The organism is Rhizobium tibeticum (assembly GCF_900110205.1).
Classification (GTDB): domain Bacteria; phylum Pseudomonadota; class Alphaproteobacteria; order Rhizobiales; family Rhizobiaceae; genus Rhizobium; species Rhizobium tibeticum.
In genome coordinates this window covers 1-25,117 of sequence record NZ_FOCV01000011.1, presented here as the reverse complement: position 1 = coordinate 25,117, position 25,117 = coordinate 1, and the positions used below count along the sequence as shown (strand labels likewise).

The following is a 25,117-nucleotide window of genomic DNA, read 5'->3' as shown; positions in this document are numbered from 1 at the left end:
ACGTTGTCGTCCCTAAGGGATTTCAGGAGACGGAATTCGTTATGATGTTCAAGGCTGAAAACAAAACGCGGGCAGCCCTGTCCGTTCTGGCAGTGATGCTCGGTGCTGCAGCGGCTCCGGTATCGTCCTTCGCGCAGGATGCAGCGGCCTCCGCCGACGCTCCCGCCACTGCTGCCGGCGCCCCGCGTCTCGGCTGGTACAAGACCTGCAGCAAGCAGGAAGACAATGACGTCTGCGTCGTCCAGAACGTCGTTCTCGCAGGCGGCGGCCAGCTCGTTACGGGCGTTGGCCTCATCACCGTCTCTGGCAAGATCAACAACAAGAGCCTCCAGGTTTCGGTGCCGCCGGCTCGTCTGATCCCGCCGGGCGTTTCCCTGCAGATCGACGGTGGCAAGGGCCAGAAGATCGACTACCTGATGTGTATGCCCGATCGCTGCGTCGCCCAGATCCAGCTGACCGACGCCATGGTCGCTAGCCTGAAGAAGGGCACCGATCTGGTTCTGACCTCGATCAACTTCCGCCGCGCGCCGAACCCAATCAAGATCTCGCTTGAAGGCTTCACCGGCGCATTCGACGGCGAACCGGTTTCCGCTTCCAAGCTGGCAGAAAGCCAGAAGAGCTTGCAGGACAGCATGCAGAAGAAGGCTGACGAAGCCCGCAAGAAGCTCGAGGAAGCACAAAAGGCAGCAAAGGCTCAGTAAGCCAGAGCGCCAAAGAATACCAAAAACCCGGCCTTGAGCCGGGTTTTTTGTTGCTGCAGAGCAAAGAAAAGCCCCGCCAAGGACGGGGCTTTCGCATGTTGGCATCAAACCTTAATGGGTGAAGTTCATCTTGGGCTTGAACTGACCCGAGGGTGCCATATCGAAAATCTGATAGATCTGCTCGTTGCGAAGCGGGACGCCGCTTTCGTCATTTACCAGATTCTGCTCGGATACGTAGGCGACGTATTCGTTTTCATCGTTTTCGGCGAGCAAGTGGTAGAAGGGCTGGTCCTTGCTGGGGCGTACTTCGGCTGGAATGGAGTTCCACCATTCTTCCGTGTTCGCAAATTCCGGATCTACGTCAAATATGACGCCACGGAACGGAAATACCTTGTGCCGAACCACTTCGCCGATACTGAACTTTGCTACTCTTTCTTTCATGGTACGACTTCCTTTCATCACCTGATTTGGTGATTGGCCCTACTCAAATCAAGATTTGTGCAGGATCTCGTCACATGAGTGTCACATCCGCCGCTTGGCCGCGTGACATCGGTACGCGAAGCCCCGGCCTAGCCGGGGCTTCCCTTTCTTGATCATCAAGCCGAGTAGTACATGTCGTACTCGACCGGATGCGGCGTCATCTCGAAGCGCATCACTTCGGCCATCTTCAACTCGATGAAGGAGTCGATCTGGTCGTCATCGAAGACACCGCCGGCCGTCAGGAACTTGCGGTCCTTGTCGAGGCTTTCGAGCGCTTCGCGCAGCGAGCCGCAGACCGTCGGGATCTTCTTCAGTTCCTTCGGCGGCAGGTCGTAGAGATCCTTGTCCATGGCCTTGCCGGGATGGATCTTGTTCTTGATGCCGTCGAGACCAGCCATCAGCATTGCGGCGAAGGCGAGGTAGGGGTTCGCCATCGGGTCCGGGAAGCGGACTTCGACGCGCTTTGCCTTCGGGTTGGTACCGAATGGAATACGGCACGAGGCGGAGCGGTTGCGAGCCGAGTAGGCGAGCAGAACCGGTGCCTCATAGCCCGGGACGAGACGCTTGTAGGAATTCGTCGACGGGTTCGTAAAAGCGTTGATCGCCTTGGCATGCTTGATGATGCCGCCGATGTAGTAGAGGCATGTTTCAGAAAGACCTGCATATTCGTCGCCGGCAAAGGTTGGCTTGCCGCCCTTCCAGATCGACTGGTGAACGTGCATGCCCGAGCCGTTGTCGCCGAAGATCGGCTTCGGCATGAAGGTGGCCGTCTTGCCGTAGGCGTTGGCGACCTGGTGCACGACGTACTTGTAGATCTGCATCTTGTCGGCGTTGCGCACGAGCGTATCGAACTTGATGCCGAGCTCGTGCTGGGCGGCCGCCACTTCGTGATGATGCTTCTCGACGACGACGCCCATTTCGGACAGAACCGTCAGCATTTCCGAACGCATGTCCTGGCAGCTGTCGATCGGCGGAACTGGGAAGTAGCCGCCCTTGACGCGCGGACGGTGGCCGAGATTGCCGGTTTCGTATTCCGTGTCGTCGTTCGACGGCAGTTCCGTGGAATCGAGCTTGAATCCGGTATTGTAAGGATCAGCCTTGTAGCGAACGTCGTCGAAGACGAAGAATTCTGCTTCCGGGCCAACGAAGACGGTGTCGCCGATGCCGGATGCCTTCAGGTAAGCCTCAGCCTTCTTGGCTGTGCCGCGCGGATCGCGGTTGTAGGCTTCGCCGGAAACTGGATCGAGAATGTCGCAGAGAATGACCATGGTGGACTGGGCGAAGAACGGGTCCATGTGAACCGTTTCCGGGTCCGGCATCAGTACCATGTCGGATTCGTTAATAGCCTTCCAGCCAGCGATCGAGGAACCGTCGAACATGACGCCGTCAGCGAACATGTCCTCGTCGACGCAGACCACGTCCATCGTGACATGCTGCAGCTTGCCCTTCGGGTCGGTGAAGCGCAGGTCGACGAACTTGACGTCGTTTTCCTTGATTTGCTTAAGAATTTCGCTTGCGGTCGCCATTAAATAGTTCCTTTATTTGAGATGACGATACTTTGGTTCGCCGGAAGGCGATAAAGACTAGATGGCATCGATACCGGTTTCGCCGGTGCGGATGCGGATGACTTCTTCGATATTTGACACGAAAATCTTACCGTCGCCGATGCGGCCGGTTTGGGCGGCCTTGCGGATCGCGTCGATGACGGCCTCCGCGTTTTCGTCCGCAAGGACGACTTCCACCTTCACCTTCGGCAGGAAGTCGACGACATACTCGGCGCCACGGTAGAGTTCCGTATGGCCCTTCTGGCGACCGAAGCCCTTCGCTTCCGTAACTGTAATACCCTGCAGGCCAACTTCCTGAAGGGCTTCCTTCACTTCGTCGAGCTTGAAGGGCTTAATGATCGCTTCGATCTTTTTCATGAGAAAATGACTCTCCGCTTCTCCCGTTAAAAGCAGGCTCAGGCCTGCTTTGCGTCATGATGCAGTTATCGTGCCAGTTGGAAAGCCGATTTTTCGAAAAACACCACCAACCGTTCGAAAAAGTGCTTAAGATCAGCGATTTTCGGGTTCTTTTGGATAAAAACATTCGAAACTCGACGTACTTGTGGCAAATTCGAGCCGATTTCCGGAATATTTGCCCGCACTAATAATTCCCGACAAAGAACGCTGCTGGCCTTTCTTTTGTGCATTTGCATATTTTTTGATCTGCGCAATGATCAATCGACCGGTTGTTATTTAGGCGATTTCTGTTTGAATGCGGCGATGACCGACGGAATCTCAGAGTTGCTGCTTACCCCGGAAGACATGACAGCTGTCGATGCGGCGGCAGCCGCGTCGGGTATCGACAGCTATTCCCTTATGGAACGGGCAGGTGCCGCGGTTGCAGCCATTTTGCTGCGCGATTTTCCGGCCGCCCTTCGCGCGGCCGTGCTGTGTGGACCCGGCAACAACGGCGGCGACGGCTATGTTGCCGCACGTCGGCTGGCCGAGAGCGGCGTTACTGTAGAAACATTCCAGATGGGAGAACCGGAGAGGCTCAAGGGAGATGCCGCCCGAGCAAGGGACAGTTTGGCGCCGACGGCCGCACAGCCCCTTGAGACATATCAGCCGCGCAACGGCGATGTGGTTATCGACGCCCTGTTCGGGTCCGGTCTTGCCCGCGATGTGCCGCAGAACGTCTGCGAAGTGATTGAACGGGTGAAGGAGGCGCTAGTGCCGGTGATTGCCGTCGACCTGCCATCCGGCGTCGACGGTCGCACCGGAGCCGTTCGAGGAGCGGCCTTTGTGGCGGATCGGACCGTGACCTTCATGACGCGGAAACCCGGTCACCTGTTGATGCCGGGGCGAGAGCTCTGCGGCGAACTGGAAGTATTCGATATCGGCATACCCGCCCGCATCATCCGCGCTGAGAAGAAGCAACAGATCGCAGACAACAGGCCGGAACGATGGCGCCATGTGCTGCCATCGAGCGGACTGGAAACACATAAATACAAGCGTGGCCACCTTGTCGTCTTCTCCGGTGAAGCGAGCAAGACCGGCGCTGCGCGGATGTCGGCGATGGCGGGTTTGAAGGCCGGGGCAGGGCTTGTGACAATCGCCGCGCCGGAAGACGCACTGGGCACCAATGCGGCACACCTTACGGCGATCATGCTGCATGCGATCGATGACGAGGTCGCACTCCGCGATTGGCTGCGCGACGAGCGGCTACAGACATTCGTTCTTGGCCCTGGTTTCGGCGTCGGCGACAAGGCACGCCGGTTCGTGGCAGCGCTTGCCAAGCGCCACCTGGTGCTTGACGCCGATGGGCTCACTTCGTTCAAAGATGCTCCGGATGAGCTCTTTTCGCAGTTCGCCGGCAAGCCACGGTTAGTCATGACACCACATGAGGGAGAGTTCGGCCGACTGTTTCCCGATATCGCCGCGGACGCGGCCATGGGGAAGGTCGAAAAGGCGCGCGCGGCAGCGGCACGGGCCAACGCCGCAATCGTCTACAAAGGCGCAGATACCGTTATCGCCTCGCCGGACGGTAGAGCCTATATCAACGCGAACGCACCGGTGTGGCTCGCGACAGCCGGATCCGGGGATGTCCTTGCCGGGATCATCGGAGCCCTACTGGCCCAAGGATTTCCGGCTTTCGAAGCGGCTGCTGCCGGCGTCTACATGCATGGAGAGGCTGGCGTGCGGGCGGGCAAAGGGCTGACGGCGGAAGAATTGACAACGCATGTCCGCCCGCTCTGAAAACTACCCTATCGTGCCATCTCTTCCTGTAATGCCATAGCACCGAAGGGCGCATTGATCTTGCCTTCGTGGATCATGAAGGCAAAGACGTCGCGCGGCACGGTTGCTACCTTGCGGCTGCCGTCGATCAAGGGCAGATCGTCGGGCATCTTTCCCTCCGCCCAGCTCTCGAGGCGCTTGGCCCAAGCCTTCAGATCGCCTGGCGAATAACACGTCCTGACGTCGTCCGAGCCCTTTTGGAGGCGGGCATAGACGAAGTCGGCCGTCACATCCGCGATCATCGGGTAATCGAAATGCTCGGCGCAAACAGGCGCAACCCCATACTTCGCAAGCAGCGCCACGAATTCCGGCACCTTGAACGAGTCATGGCGCACTTCGACGACATGCTTCAGAGGCAAGCCATCCTGCTTCTCAGGCAACAACTTGAGAAAGCCTTCGAAGTCTTCAGCATCGAACTTCTTCGTCGGCGCGAATTGCCAGAGGATCGGACCCAGGTGAGGGCCGAGTTCTGTCAGGCCCTGGTTCAGAAACCGTTCCATCGACTCGCCGGCTTCTGCCAATATCCGGCGATTGGTCACGAAACGACTGGCCTTGAGCGAAAATATGAACCCATCCGGTACGTCCGCGGCCCATTTGGCGAAGGTTTCCGGCTTCTGCGAGCTGTAATAAGTGCCGTTGATCTCAATGACCTTCAGCTTGCGGCTTGCATAATGCAGCTCATCCTTCTGCTTCAAGTCTGCGGGGTAGAAATGATCCCGCCACGCCTCGAACGTCCAGCCGCCGATGCCAACGCGAATGTTGCCGGATTTCGTCATTCCTTCCTCCTCTGACTATATCTGTCCACCGACTTTGCTTTGCCATGTCGACGATCACCCATCCTGGCCGATGCGGATGCTCGCGGCGGCCCGTTTCCCGAAAACCGAACGCCAGATAAAGCGCAATATTTCGCTCCATCCGTGCATTCGTATAGAGACGAACTTCCGGAAGCCTCCATTCCCGCGCCGTCTCCTCCACCCGTCTCAGGATTGCAAGACCATGGCCGGCACCCTGAAATCTTGGTGCAACAGCAATGCTGAAGAGCATCGCATGGTCGGGGTGCCGATAACGGCGAGGCCCGCGAGCTCGCCTTGCATCTCCCGCAGCCAGATTTCGCCGCGACGGATGCGCGGCACACAATCCTCGTCGACGGGGTCGGCGGACGCCCAAGGAGTTGCGCTCAGCATCACTCGGCTGCCGCTACGGTTTTTCCAGCAGGGCGCCGCTCAAGCAACTCCTTCAGGAACTGTCCGGTATAGGACCGTTTCTCCTTGACGATCGCTTCCGGCGTGCCGACGGCAACGATCTCACCGCCGCCATCGCCGCCTTCCGGACCGAAATCAAGAATCCAGTCCGCGGTCTTGATAACCTCGAGATTGTGCTCGATGACAACCACCGAATTACCCTGATTGACCAGCTCCTGCAGCATTTCCAAGAGCTTGGCAACGTCGTGGAAATGCAGGCCGGTTGTCGGCTCGTCCAGGATGTAGAGCGTGCGTCCTGTCGACCGTTTCGACAGCTCCTTCGCGAGCTTGACGCGCTGCGCCTCGCCGCCTGACAGAGTATTCGCCTGCTGACCGACCTTGATGTAACCGAGGCCGACATCCTTCAACGCCTGCAGTTTGTCCCGCACAGCAGGCACGGCGGCGAAGAAATCAACGCCTTCCTCGACGGTCATGTCGAGCACGTCGGCAATGGACTTGTGCTTGAACGTGACGTCAAGGGTCTCCCTGTTGTAACGCTTACCATGGCAGACATCGCAGGTGACATAGACATCCGGCAGAAAATGCATCTCGATCTTGATGACACCGTCGCCCTGGCAGGCTTCGCAGCGCCCACCCTTGACGTTGAACGAGAAGCGCCCGGGCTGATAGCCACGCGCCTTCGCTTCCGGCAGACCGGCAAACCAGTCACGGATCGGTGTGAACGCGCCCGTATAGGTCGCCGGGTTGGAACGCGGCGTGCGGCCGATCGGCGATTGATCGATATCGATGACCTTGTCGATATGCTCGAAACCGTCGATGCGATCATGATCGGCCGGGATCTCGCGCGCACCCATGACGCGGCGGGCAGCCGACTTGTAGAGAGTCTCGACCAAAAACGTAGATTTTCCGCCCCCCGACACGCCGGTGACTGCGGTAAAGACGCCGAGCGGGATGGAGGCAGTGACATTCTTCAGATTGTTGCCGCGGGCACCGACTACCTTGATCTCTTTGCCCTTCTTCGGCTTGCGGCGTTCGTCTGGAACCGGCACGCCAAGCTCGCCGGAAAGGTACTTACCGGTCAGTGACTTCGGGTTTGCCATTATCTCCTGCGGCGTTCCGTGGGCGATCACCTGACCGCCGTGGATGCCGGCCGCCGGGCCGATGTCAACGACGTCATCAGCCGTCAGGATCGCATCCTCGTCATGCTCGACCACGATCACGGTATTGCCGATATCGCGAAGGTGCTTCAGGGTGTCGAGCAGGCGGGCATTGTCGCGCTGGTGGAGACCGATCGACGGTTCGTCGAGGACATACAATACACCGGTCAACCCGGAACCGATCTGCGACGCCAACCGGATACGCTGGCTTTCGCCACCCGACAGAGTGCCGGAGTTTCGCGACAGGCTCAGGTAGTCTAGGCCGACATCATTGAGGAAGCGTAGACGGTCGCGGATCTCCTTGAGAATGCGAACAGCAATTTCATTCTGCTTGGCGCTAAGCGACTGCGGCAAGACCTCGAACCAGTCACGAGCGACGCGGATCGACATGTCGGTCACCTGGCCGATATGCAGCGTGTTGATCTTGACGGACAGTGCCTCCGGCTTCAGGCGGAAACCGCCGCAAGACGGGCAGGGGGCTGCCGACATATAACGCTCGATCTCCTCGCGCGCCCAGGCGGAGTCCGTCGCTTTCCAGCGGCGCTCGAGATTGGTGATGATGCCCTCGAAACTCTTGTGCGTCGTGTACGACCGCGCACCATCGGCATAGTGAAATTCGATCTTCTCGTCTGTGCCGTTCAGAATGACGTCCTTGGCTCGTTCCGACAGATCGCTCCAACGGGCGCCGAGCTTGAAGCCGTAATGCTTGCCGAGAGCCTCGAGCGTCTGGTTGTAGTAAGGCGAGGTCGACTTGGCCCAGGGCGCGACGGCGCCATCGCGCAGCGTGCGCTCGGGCTCTGGCACGATCAGGTTGGCGTCGATCTTCTGCTGTGCGCCAAGACCGTCACAGGTCGGGCAGGCGCCGGCAGGATTGTTGAATGAAAAGAGCCGGGGCTCGATTTCGGGAATGGTGAAGCCCGACACCGGGCAGGCGAACTTCTCCGAGAAGAGGACGCGCTCATGCGTTTCGTTGAGCGACTTGTTGGCGGAGCCGCCGGCAGCCGTTTCTTCCGGCGGCAGCGGCTTGTCGGCGAATTCCGCAACAGCCAGGCCGTCGGCAAGCTTGAGCGAGGTCTCGAGGCTGTCGGCAAGCCGCGATGCCATATCCGGCCGCACGACGATGCGGTCGACCACGACGTCGATGTCGTGCTTGTACTTCTTGTCGAGCGCCGGCACATCCGCGATCTCGTAGAACTGGCCGTCGACCTTGACGCGCTGGAAGCCCTTTTTCATGAGGTCTGCCAACTCTTTCTTATACTCGCCCTTACGCCCGCGCACGATCGGCGCGAGGATATAGAGGCGGGTGCCTTCTTCGAAATCGAGGACGCGGTCGACCATCTGGCTGACAGTCTGGCTCTCGATCGGCAGCCCCGTCGCCGGCGAGTAAGGCACGCCGACGCGCGCAAAAAGCAGGCGCATGTAGTCGTAGATCTCGGTCACCGTTCCGACCGTGGAGCGCGGATTGCGCGAGGTCGTCTTCTGCTCGATCGAAATCGCCGGCGACAGGCCATCGATCTGGTCGACGTCGGGCTTCTGCATCATTTCCAAGAACTGGCGCGCATAGGCCGAAAGGCTCTCGACATAACGCCGCTGTCCCTCGGCATAAATGGTGTCGAAGGCAAGGGAGGATTTGCCGGAGCCAGAAAGGCCGGTCATGACGATAAGTTTGTTTCGCGGCAGATCGAGATCGATCCCCTTCAAATTATGCTCACGCGCGCCGCGGATGGAAATCGTCTTCAGTTCGCTCATCGTCTTCTGCTTCTGTGCTGGAACAAGCCCCTTATTTAGTGATGCCGGCTGGCGAGTCGAGGCTGAATGTCCGTCCGCCGCAAGGTTTTCGATTCGGTTGACAGGATCATAGGGATAAACTAGAACAAATAAAGAACAAAATTCCTTGTGGATGAACCGGGGATGGACGCCCATCGCCGGCGCTCTATGGTTTAAGGTGCACCGATTGGTTCAAGCGCCGCCGGGCAGGGCGGCAGGTAAGGTGAAAGTATGGCTGGCAGCGTAAACAAGGTAATTCTGATCGGAAACGTGGGCGCTGATCCCGAAATCCGGCGGACCCAGGATGGCCGGCCGATCGCCAACCTTCGCATCGCAACGTCCGAGACCTGGCGTGACCGCAACTCCGGCGAACGCCGCGAGAAGACGGAATGGCATACGGTCGTGGTCTTCAATGAGGGCCTCTGCAAGGTCGTCGAGCAGTATGTGAAGAAGGGCGCCAAGCTCTACATCGAGGGCGCGCTGCAGACCCGCAAGTGGCAGGACCAGCAGGGCCAGGACCGCTATTCGACGGAAGTGGTGCTGCAGGGCTTCGGCTCGACCCTGACAATGCTTGACGGTCGCGGTGAAGGCGGCGGCTCGGGCTTCGGCGGCGGTCGTGGCAGCAATGCCGGCGGCGGTGATTTCGGCGGCGGCGACGATTACGGTGCGCCCTCGCAATCGTCTGGCCGCAGCAGCGGCGGTGGTAGCGGTGGAAACTTTTCGCGCGATCTCGACGACGATATCCCGTTCTGATCGCAGGCATCCTGTACGACATCAGCTGGACGGCGTGCCGCAAGGTGCGCCGTCTGCCTTTTGATCTCAGGGCCACGTGACGCACGGGTTGTTTACACATTGAAGGTCCGATACGCTTCCGCCAGCAGAAATTGTCATTGCTGTCGGGTGGTGGACCAGGCGGGCACAAACGCGATGTCCGCGCCCCAACTGGACCTCCGATCGTTGCAACAAAGTGATTTATTTTCTGCGACTTAGCCGAATGAGCTAACAAGCCGCAGATATTGTGGCCTCTGCTCAAAGTGGCAGCGCTTCCCGCTCCGAAAGGAGAGGCACGGCAGGTTTCCAAATTGTCAGGCCAGCACGATATTCGTGTGATGAGAAGATAGCTTCGCAGTTTGGATTGCTCACGACTAGCGCAGCGCGGCGAATGGTCAGCGAGGATTTATTAGAGCTCGGCGTGGATCTCGACCGCCTAAGTGAAGACCACTTGCGGAAGCTCTGGGCCGAATTCAAGTCTATCCGTGCGCGCGAGGCGACAAGGCGCTTCCTCGACCAGATATTTGAGAACGCCGCGGGACGAAAGTGGAAGCCCAAACGCGCTTGCTGCAGGCATAGAGATGTCGCGCGAAACCCTGCCACCTCAGGTCCGAAAGGCTCGTAGCTCGTAGCGCGTTTTGATCTAGCCAGCAGGCATCGTCCCCAGCGTGGATTTCAAACCATCGACGACGAACTGCGTGGCCAGCGCAGCCAGGATAACCCCGAGAAGGCGCGTCAGAATTGCGCGCCCCGTAACGCCGAGGAAGCGATCGAGCCTGTCGGCGATGAGCAGTGCGAGAAACAGCAGCAGCAAGCTCGACGCAATGACGACGATCAATTGCGCACGCTCGAGTGAGCCCTGCATCGACCCGGCAATCAGGATCGTTGCCGAAATGGCGCCAGGTCCGGCGATCAGAGGAATCGCCAACGGAAAGACCGAAATATTATGGATGTGATCGACGGTGATCGCCGCCGTGCTCGTTTTCTCCTTGCGGTCCTGTCGCTTCTCGAACACCATTTCAAACGCGATCCAAAACAACAGGAGACCACCGGCGATGCGGAAGGCTCCGATCGATATGCCAAGCACCCCGAGCACGCTGGCCCCGAACAGGGCGAAGACGGCGAGAATGACAAAGGCGATGATCGAGCCTCGCAGCGCCACCTGCTTTCGCTGACTACGGCTCATGCCGGTGGTGAGCCCGAGAAAGATCGGTGCGAGGCCGGGCGGATCGATCGTGACAAGCAGCGTCGTAAAAGCGTTGATCAATTGGTCGGCGCTTGCCATTGTCTCTCCATGAGCCCATATAAACGCTTCGTTTTGGGCGATTGTGATGCGGAGAAATCAATTTGGCAAATGGCGCTGCCTTGATGGCGTAAATGGCGGCGTTATAAGACCAGATTGCCCTCATAACACCGCAAAAGACTGTTCAAAACCCTCGCCAAAATTGGCTTAAGAACAGCCTTTCCGCTATAAATCTTCAAGTGATTCTAGAAGAGATCGTGATCCGTTTTGACTGAGCAAACACCCCCCGGCGGCGGGAAGCTCCCGCCAGGCATCGAGCCCATCTCCATCATGGAGGAAATGCAGCGGTCGTATCTCGATTACGCAATGAGCGTTATCGTGAGCCGCGCCCTGCCTGATGTGCGCGACGGCCTGAAGCCAGTGCACCGGCGCATCCTTTACGGCATGTCCGAACTCGGCATCGACTGGAACAAGAAATACGTCAAGTGCGCCCGCGTTACCGGGGACGTGATGGGTAAATACCATCCGCACGGCAACTCGGCGATTTACGACGCGCTGGCGCGCATGGCGCAGGACTGGTCTCTTCGCCTGCCCTTGATCGACGGCCAGGGTAATTTCGGCTCCGTCGACGGCGATCCGCCGGCGGCCGAACGCTACACCGAATGCCGTCTGGAAAAGGCAGCGCACTCGCTGCTCGACGACCTCGACAAGGAAACGGTCGATTTTCGCGACAACTATGACGGCACGCTCTCGGAGCCAGTTGTCGTTCCCGCGAAGTTCCCGAACCTTCTGGTCAACGGGGCAGGCGGCATCGCTGTCGGCATGGCGACGAACATTCCGCCGCACAATCTAGCCGAAGTCATCGACGGCTGTATCGCGCTGATCGACAATCCGGCGATTGAACTGCCCGAAATCATGCAGATCATTCCGGGTCCGGACTTCCCAACCGGCGCGAAGATCCTCGGCCGCGCCGGCATCCGCTCGGCTTATGAAACCGGCCGCGGCTCGGTGATCATGCGTGGCGTTGCCGCGATCGAGCCTATGCGCGGCGATCGCGAACAGATCATTATCACCGAGATCCCATATCAGGTGAACAAGTCGACGATGATCGAGAAGATGGCCGAACTGGTGCGCGACAAGCGCATCGAAGGCATCTCCGACCTTCGCGATGAATCCGACCGCCAGGGCTATCGCGTCGTCGTCGAACTGAAGCGCGATGCTAATGCCGACGTCATCCTGAACCAGCTCTACCGCTACACGCCGCTGCAAACCTCGTTTGGCTGCAACGTGGTGGCGCTGAACGGCGGCAAGCCCGAACAGTTGACACTGCTCGATATGCTGCGTGCCTTCGTCTCCTTCCGCGAGGAAGTTGTTAGCCGGAGAACGAAATTCCTATTGCGCAAGGCGCGCGAGCGGGCCCATGTCTTGGTCGGCTTGGCAATTGCCGTTGCTAACATTGACGAAGTCATCCGCGTCATCCGGCAGGCGCCGGACCCGCAGACTGCGCGCGAGCAGTTGATGACGCGCCGCTGGCCGGCATCCGATGTCGAAAGCCTGATCCGCCTGATCGATGACCCGCGTCACCGCATCAACGAGGACATGACGTATAACCTCTCGGAAGAGCAGGCGCGCGCCATCCTCGAGTTGCGTTTGGCCCGTCTGACCGCTCTCGGCCGCGACGAAATCGGCGACGAACTCAACAAAATCGGCGAAGAGATCAAGGACTACCTGGACATTCTGTCTTCGCGGATCCGTATCCAGACGATCGTTAAGGACGAGCTTGCAGCCGTTCGCGACGAGTTCGGCACGCCGCGCCGCACCGAGATCATGGACGGCGGTCTTGAGATGGACGATGAGGATCTCATCGCCCGTGAAGACATGGTCGTGACCGTCTCGCATCTCGGCTACATCAAGCGGGTGCCACTGACGACCTATCGCGCCCAGCGCCGTGGCGGCAAGGGCCGTTCCGGCATGACAACGCGCGACGCGGATTTTGTTAGCCAGCTATTTGTTCTCAACACGCATACGCCGGTTCTGTTCTTCTCCTCGCGCGGTATCGTCTACAAGGAGAAGGTCTATCGTCTGCCGATCGGCACGCCGACGTCGCGCGGCAAGGCGCTGATCAACATGCTGCCGCTGGAGTCCGGCGAGCGCATCACCACCATCCTGCCGTTGCCGGAGGACGAGGACAGCTGGGACAAGCTCGACGTGATGTTCTCGACGACGCGCGGGACTGTTCGGCGCAACAAGCTTTCCGACTTCGTCCAGGTCAACCGCAACGGCAAGATCGCGATGAAGCTCGAGGAGGAGGGCGACGAAATCCTCTCCGTCGAGACCTGCACAGAGCATGACGACGTCCTTCTGACGACCGCGCTCGGCCAGTGCATTCGCTTCCCCGTCGATGACGTCCGCGTCTTCGCCGGCCGCAACTCGATCGGCGTTCGCGGCATCAACCTCGGTGACGGCGACCGCATCATCTCGATGACGATTGTCGGACACGTGGACGCTGAGCCATGGGAGCGCGCAGCCTATCTGAAGCGAGCCGCAAGCGAGCGACGCCTCACGACAGGTGACGCCGAAGAAATCTCGCTGGTCGGCGAAGAAGTGACCGAGGAAGGTCAGCTGAGCGACGAACGCTATGAGGAACTGAAAGCACGCGAGCAGTACGTCCTGACAGTTTCTGAAAAGGGCTTCGGAAAGCGCTCCTCTTCCTACGACTTCCGGATTTCCGGCCGCGGCGGCAAGGGTATCCGCGCCACCGACACCTCGAAGACGACCGAGATTGGCGAGCTTGTGGCCGCCTTCCCGGTCAACGACGGCGACCAGATCATGCTGGTATCGGACGGCGGCCAGCTAATCCGCGTCCCCGTAGGCGGTATCCGCGTCGCGAGCCGGGCAACGAAGGGCGTTACCATCTTCTCAACTGCCAAGGATGAGAAAGTCGTATCGGTCGAGCGCATCAGCGAGCCGGAAGAAGAGGCCGAAGACGTAGCCGAGAACGGTGACGACATTGCCGTGATCCCGGAAAACGTGCCTGACACAGAAGCTTGATGTGATGTTATTCTGACCTTGAAAACCGGGCAGTTCCGCTGCCCGGTTTTCTTTTTGTCTGAACCCCGGAGGCGCTGCCGCTACCATCTCGACTAGCAGCGCTGCAGTCGAATGGAGAGCAGATTGATCCGGCTTCTCGGTATTGACGACGTTGCTATTTTCCAACGTATTCGGCTGGAAGCGCTGCGGACCGAGCCCGCGACCTTTGCCAGCAGTGCCGTGGCTTCAGATCCTGTTTGGCATTATGGGGCTGAGCCGGCAACGTGCCAGCAAGATGGCACACCGCGCAATGCTGATCATAGTCTTTGTGTGTCGCGGCGAAAGGGGCGGCGGCTGCGCCAAATCACAGTTGGATGCGACGGTGGACTATGCTCGAGGGAACGGTATCCGGCAGCTGGAGCTCGCGGTCAGCGGTGAGAGTATGGCTGCCATACGGTTTTATGAGCGCGAAGGCTTCCATGAGGCGGGACGTACCGGCGGTATTATGCATGACAGCAGAGAGATCGACGACGTCATGATGGTGCGGCGCATCGAGGATTACAAAACCTCGCGTGGACATCGTGGAACGCAGATCGCTGGCACCGTCATTAGATCAGGAAAAAGGCCGGACGAACTCGGTTCATCCGGCCTTCAATGGCTATGACGTTCAATCCCAGAAGGGCGACAGCGGTTAGAACCAGCTGTGCTTTCCATCGATCTTCTTCGTGTCTTCGCTTTCATGGCGAAGAGCGGTGATGGTGGAAGCAACGGACACGACAAACATGATGCTGATAAGGGCGGTGAGCACAGTCAATATCGTGAACATGAGCAATCCTCCTGGGTTTTGCGTTCACGTTCCTTAGTATTGGCTCGTTATCGCTGCGCGTGCCGACGCATAGGGGCCATATACCTTGGACGCATCCACTTTGTGATCGTAGAGCGCGACAGTCGCTGCAAGCATACCAGTCATCATTACCATCCAAACAGCATTAATCATGGTAATCTTGTTGGGCATATCTTTTTCCTTGTGCGGCGTATCGCGTGACGCTGGTTGAGTGAACGCATGCGTGCGAAAATGGTTCCGGGGCATTGATCGGTCGTTTAGCAAGGCCGATCTGAAGCGACTTTGAATACCTCGTTCATCTGGCGTTCAGAATCCTTAATCGATTTAAACGCCACGTTTCCTGTCGCACGCACGATTGTGTAGTGTTCCCGCACGCTTGGCCGCACCCAACTTGCATCTCGAAGATCTCGCACGTAGCCGTAGAAAAATTCTGCGAGCAGAGAGACGAGGACAGCGAAAACAACGAGGATGATCAGCATGAGCGTTCCGGGGAGGGCCGATGCCGGAATGACATCGGTATTGACGCTCTTCGTTATAGTGAGCTCACCTGAAGCCGCCTTGAATGCTGCGTTCATCGGCTGTTCAGTGATGGGCTATGACTTGCGGGCAGGCTTTATCCATGACAAAAGGCGTCGAAACAAACGGCTAGGCCAATGACGACAGCTTTTTATCCGGGGTCTTTCGATCCGATCACCAACGGACATCTGGATGTGCTTGTCCAGGCGCTGAGCGTTGCATCCAAGGTTATCGTTGCGATCGGCCTTCATCCCGGCAAGACGCCGCTCTTTTCCTTTGACGAGAAGGCGGATCTAATTCGTCGTTCGCTTGCGGAAGCACTGCCTGAAAAAGCCGGCGATATCTCCGTTGTCGCCTTTGACAATCTCGTCGTCGACGCGGCGCGGTCTCACGGCGCGACGCTGCTCATCCGCGGCCTGCGGGACGGCACCGACCTCGACTACGAGATGCAGATGGCGGGCATGAACCGGCAGATGGCGCCTGATATCCAGACCATCTTCCTGCCGGCTGGAACGGCCTCCCGGCCCATAACCGCCACATTGGTCAGGCAAATCGCGGCAATGGGAGGCGACGTCAGTGCATTCGTGCCGGCGCCGGTCTTGAAGGCCCTTCAATCCAAGCGAAAATCCTAGGCGACCTTTGTCGCCGCAACGGAGCCAACATGAAACTTTTCTATCTCGCATTTGCAGGCGTGCTTTATCTTGCCTCGTTCGCCGGCGACGCGTTCGCACAGTCCGGTGATACGCTGACGATCCAGCTGAAGAATGGCCCGGTCGTAATCCAGCTTATGCCCGAGGTCGCTCCGAAGCATGTTGCCCAGATCGAGGCGCTTGCTAAGAAGGGCGCGTATGACAACGTTGCCTTCCATCGCGTCATCGAAGGCTTCATGGCCCAGACCGGCGACGTGAAGTTTGGCAACATGGAAAAGGGCTTCGATGCCAGCCTCGCTGGTACCGGCGGGTCCGATATGCCTGATCTGCCGGCTGAATTCTCGAAGACGCCTTTCGTTCGCGGTACGGTCGGCATGGCCCGTTCGCAGGATCCGAACTCGGCAAATTCTCAGTTCTTCATCATGTTCGCTGACGGTTCTTTCCTCAACGGCCAATACACGGTCGTCGGTAAGGTCGTTTCCGGCATGGAGAACGTCGACAAGATCAAGCGCGGCGAAGGCCAGAATGGCGAAGTCAGCAATCCCGACCGGATGATCAAGGTCACCGTCGGCAAGAAATAAGCGTCAAGACACATAGGAGAAGAAGAATGGCCGAGATCAAGGACCCCGAAAACACCGTCATCCTGGAAACCACCAAGGGCAACGTTGTCATCCAGCTGCTGCCGGAAGTGGCACCGGAACACGTCGCCCGCATCAAGGAACTCGCTCGCGAGAAGGCCTATGACGGCGTCGTCTTCCATCGCGTCATCAACGACTTCATGGCGCAGACCGGCGACGTCAAGTTCGGCAAGAAGGGTGGCGATAGCTTCAACCCCAGCCGCGCCGGCATGGGCGGTTCTGAGAAGCCCGACCTCAAGGCGGAGTTCTCGGCGGTCAGCCACGTTCGCGGTACGTGCTCGATGGCACGCTCGCAGAATCCGAACTCGGCAAACTCGCAGTTCTTCATCTGCTTCACGGACGCTCCGTGGCTGAACAAACAGTACTCCGTCTGGGGCCAGGTCATCGAAGGCATGGATAACGTCGACAAGATCAAGAAGGGCGAGCCGGTTGTCGATCCGGACTCGATTGTCTCGATGCGGGTTGCCGCTGACGTCTGATTGTGATTTTTGCTGAAACCCGCCGTTGCGCGAAAGCGTGGGGCGGGTTTCGCTTTGCCCGGATTTGAGTGATGCGCGTAGACCTCTTTGATTTCGACCTACCGGATGAGCGGATTGCGCTGCGGCCTGCCGACCCGCGCGATAGTGCGCGCCTGCTCGTCGTGGATCCGGCCGGCGAGGTACAGCTGTCCGACCATCGCATCAGCGATCTGCCCGATTTCCTGAGGGCAGGGGACGCGCTCGTCTTCAACGACACCAAGGTGATCCCAGCACAGCTCGAGGGCGTCCGCCATCGCGAAGGTGCCGGCGGTCAACAGGTTTCGGCGACGCTGCATATGCGCATCGGCGCCAGCCGCTGGAAAGCCTTCGCGAAGCCGGGCAAGCGCATCAAGATCGGCGACCGCATCTCCTTCGGCCATGATGGCAACAGCTGCCTGCTCGGCAAGCTTGAGTGCACCGTCGAGGAGAAGAGCGAAGGCGGCGAAGTCACGCTCGCCTTTGATCTATCCGGGCCGATGCTCGACGAGGCAATCCATTCCGTCGGACATGTTCCGTTGCCACCCTATATCGCTGCCAAGCGCGCCGAGGACGAGCGCGATCGCGCCGACTATCAGACGATTTATGCTCGCGAGGAGGGCGCAGTGGCCGCTCCCACGGCCGGCCTGCACTTCACGCCTGCGCTTTTCGAAGCCATCGACAAATCAGGTGTCGAGCGGCATTTCGTGACCCTGCATGTTGGCGCCGGCACCTTCCTGCCGGTTAAGGCCGACGACACCGACGAACACAAGATGCATCTGGAAAGCGGCTATGTCAGCGCCGAGACCGCGGCAAGCCTCAATGCCGTCAGGGCGAGGGGCGGGCGCATCGTCTGCGTCGGCACCACATCGCTGCGGCTGATCGAAAGTGCTGCGCAGGAAAACGGCGAGATCCGCGCTTGGGCCGGCGCCACGGGCATCTTCATCACGCCGGGCTACCGCTTCAAGGCGGTTGACATGCTGATGACGAACTTCCATTTGCCTCGCTCGACGCTGTTTATGCTCGTTTCGGCCTTTGCCGGCTTCGAGACCATGCATGCGGCCTACCGGCACGCGATTTCGACAGGCTACCGCTTTTATTCCTATGGCGACTCCAGCCTTCTTTTCCGGAAAGACTAGATGACCGAGAACTTCCAGTTCACCCTCAAGAAGACCGATGCAGGCGCCCGCCTGGGCGAAGTCTCGATGCCGCGCGGCACGATCCGCACCCCTGCCTTCATGCCCGTTGGCACCGTCGGCACGGTCAAGGCGATGTATCTCGACCAAGTTCGCGACACGGGCGCCGACATCATCCTTGGGAATACCTACCATCTCATGCTGCGCCCGACGGCGGAGCGTGTCGCTCGCCTCGGAGGCCTGCACAAGCTTATCCGTTGGGAGCATCCGATCCTGACTGATTCAGGTGGGTTCCAGGTTATGTCGCTCTCCGGTCTGCGCAAGCTCGACGAGCAGGGGGTGACTTTCAAGTCGCACGTCGATGGCAGCCTGCATCACATGTCGCCGGAGCGCTCGATCGAGATCCAAGGACTGCTCGATTCCGATATTCAGATGCAGCTCGACGAATGCGTCGCGTTGCCGGCCGAGCCGCGCGAGATCGAGCGCGCCATGGAGCTTTCGCTGCGCTGGGCCGAACGATGCAAGGTCGCCTTCGGCAACCAGCCGGGCAAGGCTATGTTCGGCATCGTGCAGGGCGGGGATGTACCCTCGCTGCGGATCCGCTCCGCCGAAGCGCTGACTGAACTCGATCTCAAGGGCTATGCGGTCGGCGGCCTCGCCGTCGGTGAACCGCAGGACGTCATGCTGAAGATGCTTGAGGAGACGCTGCCAGTTCTGCCGACAGAGAAGCCACGCTATCTCATGGGCGTCGGTACGCCTGATGACATCCTGAAGTCCGTCGCGCGCGGCATCGACATGTTCGACTGCGTGATGCCGACCCGCTCGGGCCGGCACGGGCTTGCCTTCACCCGCCGAGGCAAAGTCAACATCCGAAATGCCCGCCACGCCGAGGATATGCGCCCACTCGACGACCAGTCGAACTGCCCGGCCTCGCGGGACTACTCGCGTGCCTATCTGCATCATCTCGTCCGCGCCAACGAGGCGCTCGGCGGCATGCTGCTCTCCTGGCACAATCTTGCCTACTATCAGGAACTGATGCAGGGCATCCGGAAGGCCATTGCCGAAGCGCGCTTTGCCGACTTTGTGGCGGAAACGCAGGAAGAATGGGCGAGGGGTGACCTGGAGCCCGTCTGAGACCGGATAGGCTCGCGGCGAACGAATCATGCCGCAGCGCAAGCCGCCTCACCGCGCTCAGATGCCTTTGCTCTCGGTGTTCGGCACGATATGGACGCCGTTGATCTTGTAGCTTCCGTCGGGCTGACGTGCGATCTGGTAGATGGCGGTCCAATCCTTGCCGTCACGGCCTGATATCAGAACCTCGTGGTAGATCATTGCGCCGTTATCGATCGAGCGGCTGCGCCCGAAGGCATAGTTGCCTGGGTGACAGACCGGCTCGTAACTCTTCTTGACCATGGCGAAGAAGACATTCTTGTCGGGATAGATCGCCTTGATCCCAGGCGCGGCGTAGGAATAGGCCGCGTCGACGTCGTCGTTCAGGAACGCTTTGATCTGCGCCTCGATCATCGCGCGGGTGGTGTCGATCGGGTCCTCGGCGCGAGCGGTGGCGACAAGAGCGAGGAACGCAGCACACAGAATGAAAACTGCGAGAAAGGTGCGCATGGCAACGGCTCCGGCTGTCCTAGAGAACTCTAGGGCAGTCTACGCGCAAAGAAAGAGCATAGATCAGCAAGCAGGCGCTGTAGTCGCTGCGCTTAGAAAATTTCGGAGACGCAAAGCCCGTGGGGACCAGGGTGAGTGAAGCACGAATAGATTAAGGGCCGGGGTATCGCCTATTATTTTGTGAGGCAGGCTGATGTTCGTGGTGAGGCTGTGTGGGGTGACAAAGCAAGCCAGAAACGCGACATAGCGTCGGCGAAGGCAGTGGCGAAGGAGCTGTAAGATGGCATTGGAAACAACGCGCTTCGCTATTCAGAACTACATCAAAAGTCTGGAGAATCAGACTGGCTATCTCGACGCTGTTCTGGAGGATGGAGATCCTGGTCTTATTGCAGCGGCCATCGCCGATATTGCCCGCGCACGCGGCGCGGAGCTTGCCCCTTGTGGGACCGCCCGATTACGCATGCTTCGGGCCAACAGGAGCCTTTAGGACGGCAAGGACAACGTGGTGACAGAACACCGGTTACCGAAGGATCATCCTTTGCATCCATTGAACGCAGAAGCGCCCGCCTCGTCCCTCGCCCTCAGGATGAGGCTCTCTCGGCCGCCGGCGCTCGGAGTAAATTCGCCTGTACGTTCAATAATTGCGTCAGCACACGCAAGGATTTAGCCGCGCGGCCACTCCCCTTATCGGGCGAAAGCCTCGAACGGATTGTCGTGGGTCAGGCGCATCAGGGTTGCGTCGTCTATGCCCCGCCGTTTCAGCTCGGGCAGCAGGACCGTGGAGAGATGGGTGTACGGCTTGGGCGTCCCGCCCATCGGCAGCGCCGGATCGAACCAGCCCCGGTCATGGCTCAGCAACAGGCGGTCGCCGCAGCCCGCCTCCAGCGCCTTGATCACTAGCTCCGCCACCTCGTTGTCCTCGCCGCGGCCGACATGGTCATACTCGATCCAGGCGCCTCGCTCGGCAACGGCGACATTGTAGGCGAAGTCCTTTTCTTCCTGCGTGTGGATCGAGATGAACCTGTCGGCCCGATAGCCTTCCGCCTCGATGACATCGAGCTGATCCATGACAACGCGCCCCCTGATCGTATGACTGCCGATGACGGCGTCTGTCTGCGCCGCGGCGCGCGCGGCTGCCCGCAGGATTTTCGTCTCGAGCGTCGTCATGCCGTCATCACCGGCGCTGAGCTTGATCCAGCCTGCCTGGAATCCGGTCTCGTCGATCTGCTCGGTCAGCTCGCGCAGCATCCACGCCTCCAGCTCTTGCTCGGAAGCATGGCGGACCCATTCGGGAATCCAGGGTTCACGGTAATTGCCGGTGGGAACGACGATCGGAAAATCCGTCGCGAGCGACACGGCAAGATCGATATCCGCACGGCGTCCGACGCCGCCCGTCGAGCATTCCACGAGCGCCGTCACCCCGAGCTTCTTGATCCGCTCGATTTCGGGGGCCATCAGCCGAACGACATCTTCGGTGTTTGCTTCGGCATAACCGGGCTGGTCGGGTGTCCTGAGGTCGACGAAGACGTGCTCGTGCGGGAGGATCATCCCAAGTTCGGATTTGCTCTTGGGCCCGAGCGTCGTGCGCAGATGTTTCAAAGTCTTCCCCCGGTCACACCGCCTTTGCGTCCAGCCCTCGGCCGGCGCCGAAGCCTCGACACTGCCGCGAAACTAGATCGCCAAATGACGAAATCAATCGTTCACCGGCAGAGAGCGGCAGAGTATCCGCAATTGGCGGCGCGATCGCCGTTTGGATGGCGCGTGCCGTGCAGCCCAAAATAGCGGATAAAATAGCGAATCCACGCTTATGGGTTCACAGTCCGCGGTTAGTGGTATCCAGTCCACGCTTATGTGGCGATGCAGCCGTACTCGCTGGTCTGTGTTGATCCGTTCCAGGCCGAAATCGATCACCGTCGAATTTCGGTCGAGTCAGACTTTTAGACGCTGGCCTCCGCAAATCGCTGTTGGCGATGACTCTTTTCACCTCGTTGGAACGTCGTTGTTGCGACCGTCGTCGAGCGGTCGGACTCGACCCAAATGAGGACTGAGAGATGGATCTGGAAGGAAAGCGAATCGTGGTTGTCGGCGGGAGCCGCGGTTTGGGGAGGGGGCTCGCCGAAGCATTTGTGGTTCGCGCGGCCGAAGTCACCGTGGTAGCCCGAAACGCGGCTGCCGTGCAGGGGCTAGTCGAGCAATCGACCGTCACCGCCACATCGGCTGATGCAACCGATGTCGACGCGGCATGGCGGATCATGGAGCAGACGCGACCAGATCTCGTCATCATGAATGCTGGTGCGGAACCGCCCATGGAACGGATCGACCGGATTGGCTGGGAGGCATTCACGACCAACTGGAATGTGGACGTCAAGGCCGCGCTGCACTGGGTACAGGCTGCTCTGACGTTGCCGATGACGCCGGGTGGGCTTGTCGTCCTGGTCTCCAGCGGAGCCGCCGTGCAGGGGTCGCCGCTATCGGGCGGTTATGCGGGAGCCAAACGCGCGCAGTGGTTCATAGCAAAATATGCCGAGGGCCTGTCGGCGGAACTCGGCCTGGGTCTGCGCTTCCGGGTCATCGTTCCCCGGCAGATGTTCGCCGGAACCGGTGTGGGCGATACCGGCATCGCGGCCTATGCCGCGGCGGCGGGTCGGACATTCGCCGAACAGGCCGCCACCTGGCCGGACATGACGCCGCGGGCTTTTGGCGATATGGTCGCCGACCTGATCGGCAGGACGGGCCTCGCCGAGGCCATGGTCTACGCGGTGCGTGGGGATACGGGTGTGACGGTCATCGAATGACACAAGACGCTGCTCTCGAAGACGAAGAGAGGAAAACTCTGCTCGCAGCGCTCGCCAGGGAAGCGGACGCGCTTCGCCCCGAACTGCACCGCTATGCTGCCCGTCTGGTGGGTTCGGTGATCGACGGCGAGGATGTGATTCAGGACGCGTTTGCCAGGGTATTTGCGACGGCTGGCTCGATCCCTCCGGGCACGCCGCTGCGCCCCTGGCTATTTCGCATTGTCCACAATCGAGCCATAGATGCCCTGCGCCAGCGCAGTACGATCCGATCGGAGCCCCTTGAGATGGCTTTCGATCTGGCCGATATCAGCGCCGTCGATCCGGAGGACGCGCTGATCCGGCAGGACGCGGTGCGGGTCGCGCTAGGCCACTTTGCAGAATTGCCGGTGCCGCAACGCAGCGCGGTGATCCTCAAGGATGTGTTGGGAGAGTCACTTGCGGACATCGCAGCGCTGCTGGAACTGAGTGTCGATGCCGTCAAGGCCCATCTGTCGCGCGGTCGGGCGAGATTGCGCTCCATCACCGACGTGCGGTCCGAGGTTCCGCCCCCGCCGAGTCCCGAGGTCCTGAACTTTGCAGCGCTCTTCAACGCCCGAGACTGGGACGCTTTGCGTCGCATGCTGGCGCAGGATGTTCGGCTTCGTCAGGCGCGACGGCCGGAAGTCTCTGGTGCCGCCGACGTCGGTCGATTTTTCACCTATTATGCCGAATATCCGCGGGTCAGGATCGAACCGGCTTGGCTGGAAGGCCGGGAGATATTGCTGGTATCAGCCGAACCATCGGGCGGTCCTTCATATTTCATGCTGCTCGAATGGCTGGGGGAAAAGATAAGCATGATCCGCGACCATCGCTATGCGACCTATGTCATGGAAGGTGCGGACGTCATGCTTGACGCATCGCGGTGACCGACATTGATTAAGACGCGCTTTCTCGAGGTCCAATTGCGGTCATTGGCTGTCTGCGCTTTCTAGGGGTTCCGGCCCCACCCTTCGATATGATTGCCTCGGTCGACGCTAACAGCCTGTTGGCATGTCATGCACCTAGTCCTGTGACTTCTAATGTAAATGCAACAAGGGCTTAAAGGCTGCTACAGGGCAGGGAGATCAGCCCCCGGGTCAGGCGTGCTGGTCGGGGTTGCTAAGCCTGTCCGGGGCGGATGGCGACGCTGCAAAGCAGGTCTGCTCCGCGGACATAGCTGCCGTGGATTGCCAGCCGCTTAGCGCCTCACCATCATTGGCAAGATCAGGCCCCACTGAGTTTCCTGAGGTGGTCCGAACGCTTCGAAACCCAGTTTTTTGTAAACAGCAATTGCCCGTTCGTTTTCAGGATGAGGATCGGTCGCGATCACGGGCGCTTCCTCATCAAAGAGAGCCTGCATTCTCGCGCCGATAAACGCTGAACCATGCCCAATACCGATCATTTCGGGGTCTCCAATGTATTGGTCAATTCCCCGCGAACCCTTGGGAAGTTGATGACGTCCCAGGGAGTGGTGTAGCTCGCGCCTGATGGCCGTGCTTTCCGGCAAGGGCCGGAGGGGATATCAGCGTGCGACTGCAGGCAGGCTGATTTGCGGATCATCGCTCATCGGGACACCATCGGGAAGTTTGACAAAATGGTGATCTTCCCACCCATGAACTGTGTAGTCCTGCATGAACGCGAAGGGACGTCCGAAGGATGAAACAATCCAGCGTGCTACCCGAGGATCAGCTAATTCTTCTTCATCGTATGGCTCATCCGAGTCCCACCATTCACGGACATGAGGCTTCGATTGCCATTCCATGAGCAAATCAAGGTCATCCAGTGTCGCTCTGCGAAAACTGTATTGATTGGTTGTCATCATTAGATCAGTTTAGCAGATCATCCGCCGGTAGGTATGGGCTTGTGAGTTCATGGCGAACCGCGACTTGCGGGCTATGAGAAGCTATCCGGTGCGCGTGATTTGGGCGAGGAGTTTTTGGCGGAAGACTTCTGCGGGCGTTCGATAGCCCAGGCATTTTCGTGGCGTAGCGTTCAAGCGATTGCAGACATCGATAAGATCGCGGTCGTTGATAGACAATGGATCGACCTCTCTCGAAAGCCATTTCCGAGCCCGGCCATTGGTGTTTTCGACGGTGCCTTTCTGCCAGGGAGATTGCGGATCGCAGAACCATGTCTGGGTTCCAAGGCTAGCCTGCAGGTAGGGCCAGTCGGTAAATTCCGTGCCGCGGTCGAAGGTGATCGAGCGACGGGCGAGGTGGGGTAGCGACTGCAGCACCTGGATCAGCCCGTCCATCACCGGCCTTGACTGCCGGTCG

General features: G+C 59.4%; 24 protein-coding genes and 3 pseudogenes. 13 read left to right on the top strand and 14 right to left on the bottom strand.

The features are described from left to right. Positions 1 to 41 precede the first annotated feature (41 nt). On the top strand, positions 42 to 701 hold the full coding sequence (locus BSG20_RS13780) for an invasion associated locus B family protein (protein WP_072376358.1): 660 nt from the start codon (positions 42 to 44) through the stop codon (positions 699 to 701). A gap of 111 nt (positions 702 to 812) precedes the next feature. On the opposite strand, the gene hspQ is transcribed toward BSG20_RS13780, so the two are convergent. From hspQ to BSG20_RS13765, 3 genes are all read right to left on the bottom strand, one after another. Beyond that, on the bottom strand, positions 813 to 1,142 hold the full coding sequence (gene hspQ, locus BSG20_RS13775) for a heat shock protein HspQ (RefSeq protein WP_072376360.1): 330 nt from the start codon (positions 1,140 to 1,142) through the stop codon (positions 813 to 815). A gap of 155 nt (positions 1,143 to 1,297) precedes the next feature. Next, positions 1,298 to 2,707 (bottom strand): type I glutamate--ammonia ligase, encoded by a 1,410-nt coding sequence (gene glnA, locus BSG20_RS13770; RefSeq protein ID WP_007793591.1) that lies wholly within the window; start codon positions 2,705 to 2,707, stop codon positions 1,298 to 1,300. A 57-nt stretch (positions 2,708 to 2,764) separates the two neighbouring features. Continuing rightward, entirely contained in the window at positions 2,765 to 3,103 is a 339-nt protein-coding gene (locus BSG20_RS13765) for a P-II family nitrogen regulator (RefSeq protein WP_003579240.1), read from the bottom strand. Positions 3,104 to 3,445: 342 nt separating this feature from the next. Between BSG20_RS13765 and BSG20_RS13760 the strand changes: the two genes are divergently transcribed. Then, positions 3,446 to 4,921: a bifunctional ADP-dependent NAD(P)H-hydrate dehydratase/NAD(P)H-hydrate epimerase gene (locus BSG20_RS13760; protein WP_072376416.1), complete on the top strand. Its 1,476-nt coding sequence runs from the start codon at positions 3,446 to 3,448 to the stop codon at positions 4,919 to 4,921. Between the two features lie 8 nt (positions 4,922 to 4,929). On the opposite strand, the gene BSG20_RS13755 is transcribed toward BSG20_RS13760, so the two are convergent. The 3 genes and pseudogenes from BSG20_RS13755 to uvrA form a co-directional block, all read right to left on the bottom strand. Further along, complete coding sequence (locus BSG20_RS13755; protein WP_072376362.1) at positions 4,930 to 5,736, bottom strand: DUF72 domain-containing protein; 807 nt, start codon at positions 5,734 to 5,736, stop codon at positions 4,930 to 4,932. Between the two features lie 34 nt (positions 5,737 to 5,770). Next, positions 5,771 to 6,134: pseudogene (locus BSG20_RS13750) on the bottom strand (GNAT family N-acetyltransferase); the annotation flags it as partial. A 9-nt stretch (positions 6,135 to 6,143) separates the two neighbouring features. Next, entirely contained in the window at positions 6,144 to 9,068 is a 2,925-nt protein-coding gene (uvrA, locus tag BSG20_RS13745) for an excinuclease ABC subunit UvrA (RefSeq protein ID WP_072376364.1), read from the bottom strand. Between the two features lie 249 nt (positions 9,069 to 9,317). On the opposite strand from uvrA, the gene BSG20_RS13740 reads away from it, so the two are divergent. After that, a complete protein-coding gene (locus BSG20_RS13740; RefSeq protein WP_072376366.1) occupies positions 9,318 to 9,839 on the top strand; it encodes a single-stranded DNA-binding protein in 522 nt (173 codons plus the stop codon). Positions 9,840 to 10,500: 661 nt separating this feature from the next. On the opposite strand, the gene BSG20_RS13730 is transcribed toward BSG20_RS13740, so the two are convergent. Continuing rightward, complete coding sequence (locus BSG20_RS13730) at positions 10,501 to 11,142, bottom strand: MarC family protein (RefSeq protein ID WP_072376370.1); 642 nt, start codon at positions 11,140 to 11,142, stop codon at positions 10,501 to 10,503. A 225-nt stretch (positions 11,143 to 11,367) separates the two neighbouring features. Here BSG20_RS13730 and gyrA point away from each other — a divergent pair, with 225 nt between their 5' ends. Both gyrA and BSG20_RS13720 read left to right on the top strand, forming a co-directional pair. Then, positions 11,368 to 14,151 carry a DNA gyrase subunit A gene (gyrA, locus tag BSG20_RS13725; protein WP_072376372.1) on the top strand — a complete coding sequence of 928 codons (2,784 nt, stop codon included), beginning with the start codon at positions 11,368 to 11,370 and terminating at the stop codon, positions 14,149 to 14,151. 111 nt (positions 14,152 to 14,262) lie between these two features. Next, positions 14,263 to 14,689: pseudogene (locus tag BSG20_RS13720) on the top strand (N-acetyltransferase family protein); the annotation flags it as partial. A 132-nt stretch (positions 14,690 to 14,821) separates the two neighbouring features. Here the strand turns inward: BSG20_RS13720 and BSG20_RS38390 are convergent. From BSG20_RS38390 to BSG20_RS13715, 3 genes are all read right to left on the bottom strand, one after another. Further along, on the bottom strand, positions 14,822 to 14,956 hold the full coding sequence (locus BSG20_RS38390; RefSeq protein WP_280142191.1) for a hypothetical protein: 135 nt from the start codon (positions 14,954 to 14,956) through the stop codon (positions 14,822 to 14,824). Between the two features lie 33 nt (positions 14,957 to 14,989). After that, the gene (locus BSG20_RS36445; protein ID WP_167371564.1) at positions 14,990 to 15,145 is read right to left on the bottom strand and encodes a hypothetical protein; all 156 of its coding nucleotides are present in this window, start codon (positions 15,143 to 15,145) and stop codon (positions 14,990 to 14,992) included. Between the two features lie 86 nt (positions 15,146 to 15,231). Beyond that, positions 15,232 to 15,549: a hypothetical protein gene (locus BSG20_RS13715; protein WP_244541336.1), complete on the bottom strand. Its 318-nt coding sequence runs from the start codon at positions 15,547 to 15,549 to the stop codon at positions 15,232 to 15,234. Between the two features lie 78 nt (positions 15,550 to 15,627). On the opposite strand from BSG20_RS13715, the gene coaD reads away from it, so the two are divergent. From coaD to tgt, 5 genes are all read left to right on the top strand, one after another. Further along, positions 15,628 to 16,122 (top strand): pantetheine-phosphate adenylyltransferase, encoded by a 495-nt coding sequence (coaD, locus tag BSG20_RS13710; RefSeq protein WP_072376376.1) that lies wholly within the window; start codon positions 15,628 to 15,630, stop codon positions 16,120 to 16,122. Positions 16,123 to 16,151: 29 nt separating this feature from the next. After that, complete coding sequence (locus BSG20_RS13705; protein WP_072376377.1) at positions 16,152 to 16,721, top strand: peptidylprolyl isomerase; 570 nt, start codon at positions 16,152 to 16,154, stop codon at positions 16,719 to 16,721. Positions 16,722 to 16,747: 26 nt separating this feature from the next. Beyond that, positions 16,748 to 17,257: a peptidylprolyl isomerase gene (locus BSG20_RS13700; protein WP_024314876.1), complete on the top strand. Its 510-nt coding sequence runs from the start codon at positions 16,748 to 16,750 to the stop codon at positions 17,255 to 17,257. Between the two features lie 71 nt (positions 17,258 to 17,328). Then, positions 17,329 to 18,411, top strand: coding sequence for a tRNA preQ1(34) S-adenosylmethionine ribosyltransferase-isomerase QueA (gene queA, locus BSG20_RS13695; protein WP_072376379.1), 1,083 nt, complete (start codon positions 17,329 to 17,331; stop codon positions 18,409 to 18,411). Next, the gene (gene tgt, locus BSG20_RS13690) at positions 18,412 to 19,542 is read left to right on the top strand and encodes a tRNA guanosine(34) transglycosylase Tgt (RefSeq protein WP_072376381.1); all 1,131 of its coding nucleotides are present in this window, start codon (positions 18,412 to 18,414) and stop codon (positions 19,540 to 19,542) included. It abuts the gene before it with no gap. A 57-nt stretch (positions 19,543 to 19,599) separates the two neighbouring features. Here the strand turns inward: tgt and BSG20_RS13685 are convergent, their stop codons facing one another. Beyond that, the gene (locus BSG20_RS13685; RefSeq protein WP_072376383.1) at positions 19,600 to 20,028 is read right to left on the bottom strand and encodes a DUF4864 domain-containing protein; all 429 of its coding nucleotides are present in this window, start codon (positions 20,026 to 20,028) and stop codon (positions 19,600 to 19,602) included. Between the two features lie 280 nt (positions 20,029 to 20,308). Here BSG20_RS13685 and BSG20_RS13680 point away from each other — a divergent pair, with 280 nt between their 5' ends. Continuing rightward, positions 20,309 to 20,515, top strand: coding sequence for a hypothetical protein (locus BSG20_RS13680; protein ID WP_072376385.1), 207 nt, complete (start codon positions 20,309 to 20,311; stop codon positions 20,513 to 20,515). A 197-nt stretch (positions 20,516 to 20,712) separates the two neighbouring features. Here the strand turns inward: BSG20_RS13680 and BSG20_RS13675 are convergent, their stop codons facing one another. After that, positions 20,713 to 21,627: a phosphotriesterase family protein gene (locus tag BSG20_RS13675; RefSeq protein WP_072376387.1), complete on the bottom strand. Its 915-nt coding sequence runs from the start codon at positions 21,625 to 21,627 to the stop codon at positions 20,713 to 20,715. Positions 21,628 to 22,079: 452 nt separating this feature from the next. On the opposite strand from BSG20_RS13675, the gene BSG20_RS13670 reads away from it, so the two are divergent. Both BSG20_RS13670 and BSG20_RS13665 read left to right on the top strand, forming a co-directional pair. Further along, positions 22,080 to 22,823, top strand: a complete 744-nt coding sequence (locus BSG20_RS13670; RefSeq protein ID WP_072376389.1) for an SDR family NAD(P)-dependent oxidoreductase — start codon at positions 22,080 to 22,082, stop codon at positions 22,821 to 22,823. Further along, positions 22,820 to 23,728: an RNA polymerase sigma factor gene (locus BSG20_RS13665; protein WP_072376391.1), complete on the top strand. Its 909-nt coding sequence runs from the start codon at positions 22,820 to 22,822 to the stop codon at positions 23,726 to 23,728. The genes BSG20_RS13670 and BSG20_RS13665 overlap by 4 nt, the downstream gene beginning before the upstream one ends. Before the next feature lie 311 nt (positions 23,729 to 24,039). Here the strand turns inward: BSG20_RS13665 and BSG20_RS37385 are convergent. Together BSG20_RS37385 and BSG20_RS13650 are read right to left on the bottom strand one after the other, a co-directional pair. Then, positions 24,040 to 24,660 (bottom strand): annotated as a pseudogene (locus tag BSG20_RS37385) (GNAT family N-acetyltransferase). A gap of 84 nt (positions 24,661 to 24,744) precedes the next feature. Next, the coding region (locus BSG20_RS13650; protein ID WP_143147482.1) for an IS30 family transposase at positions 24,745 to 25,117 on the bottom strand (373 nt) is incomplete at its 5' end.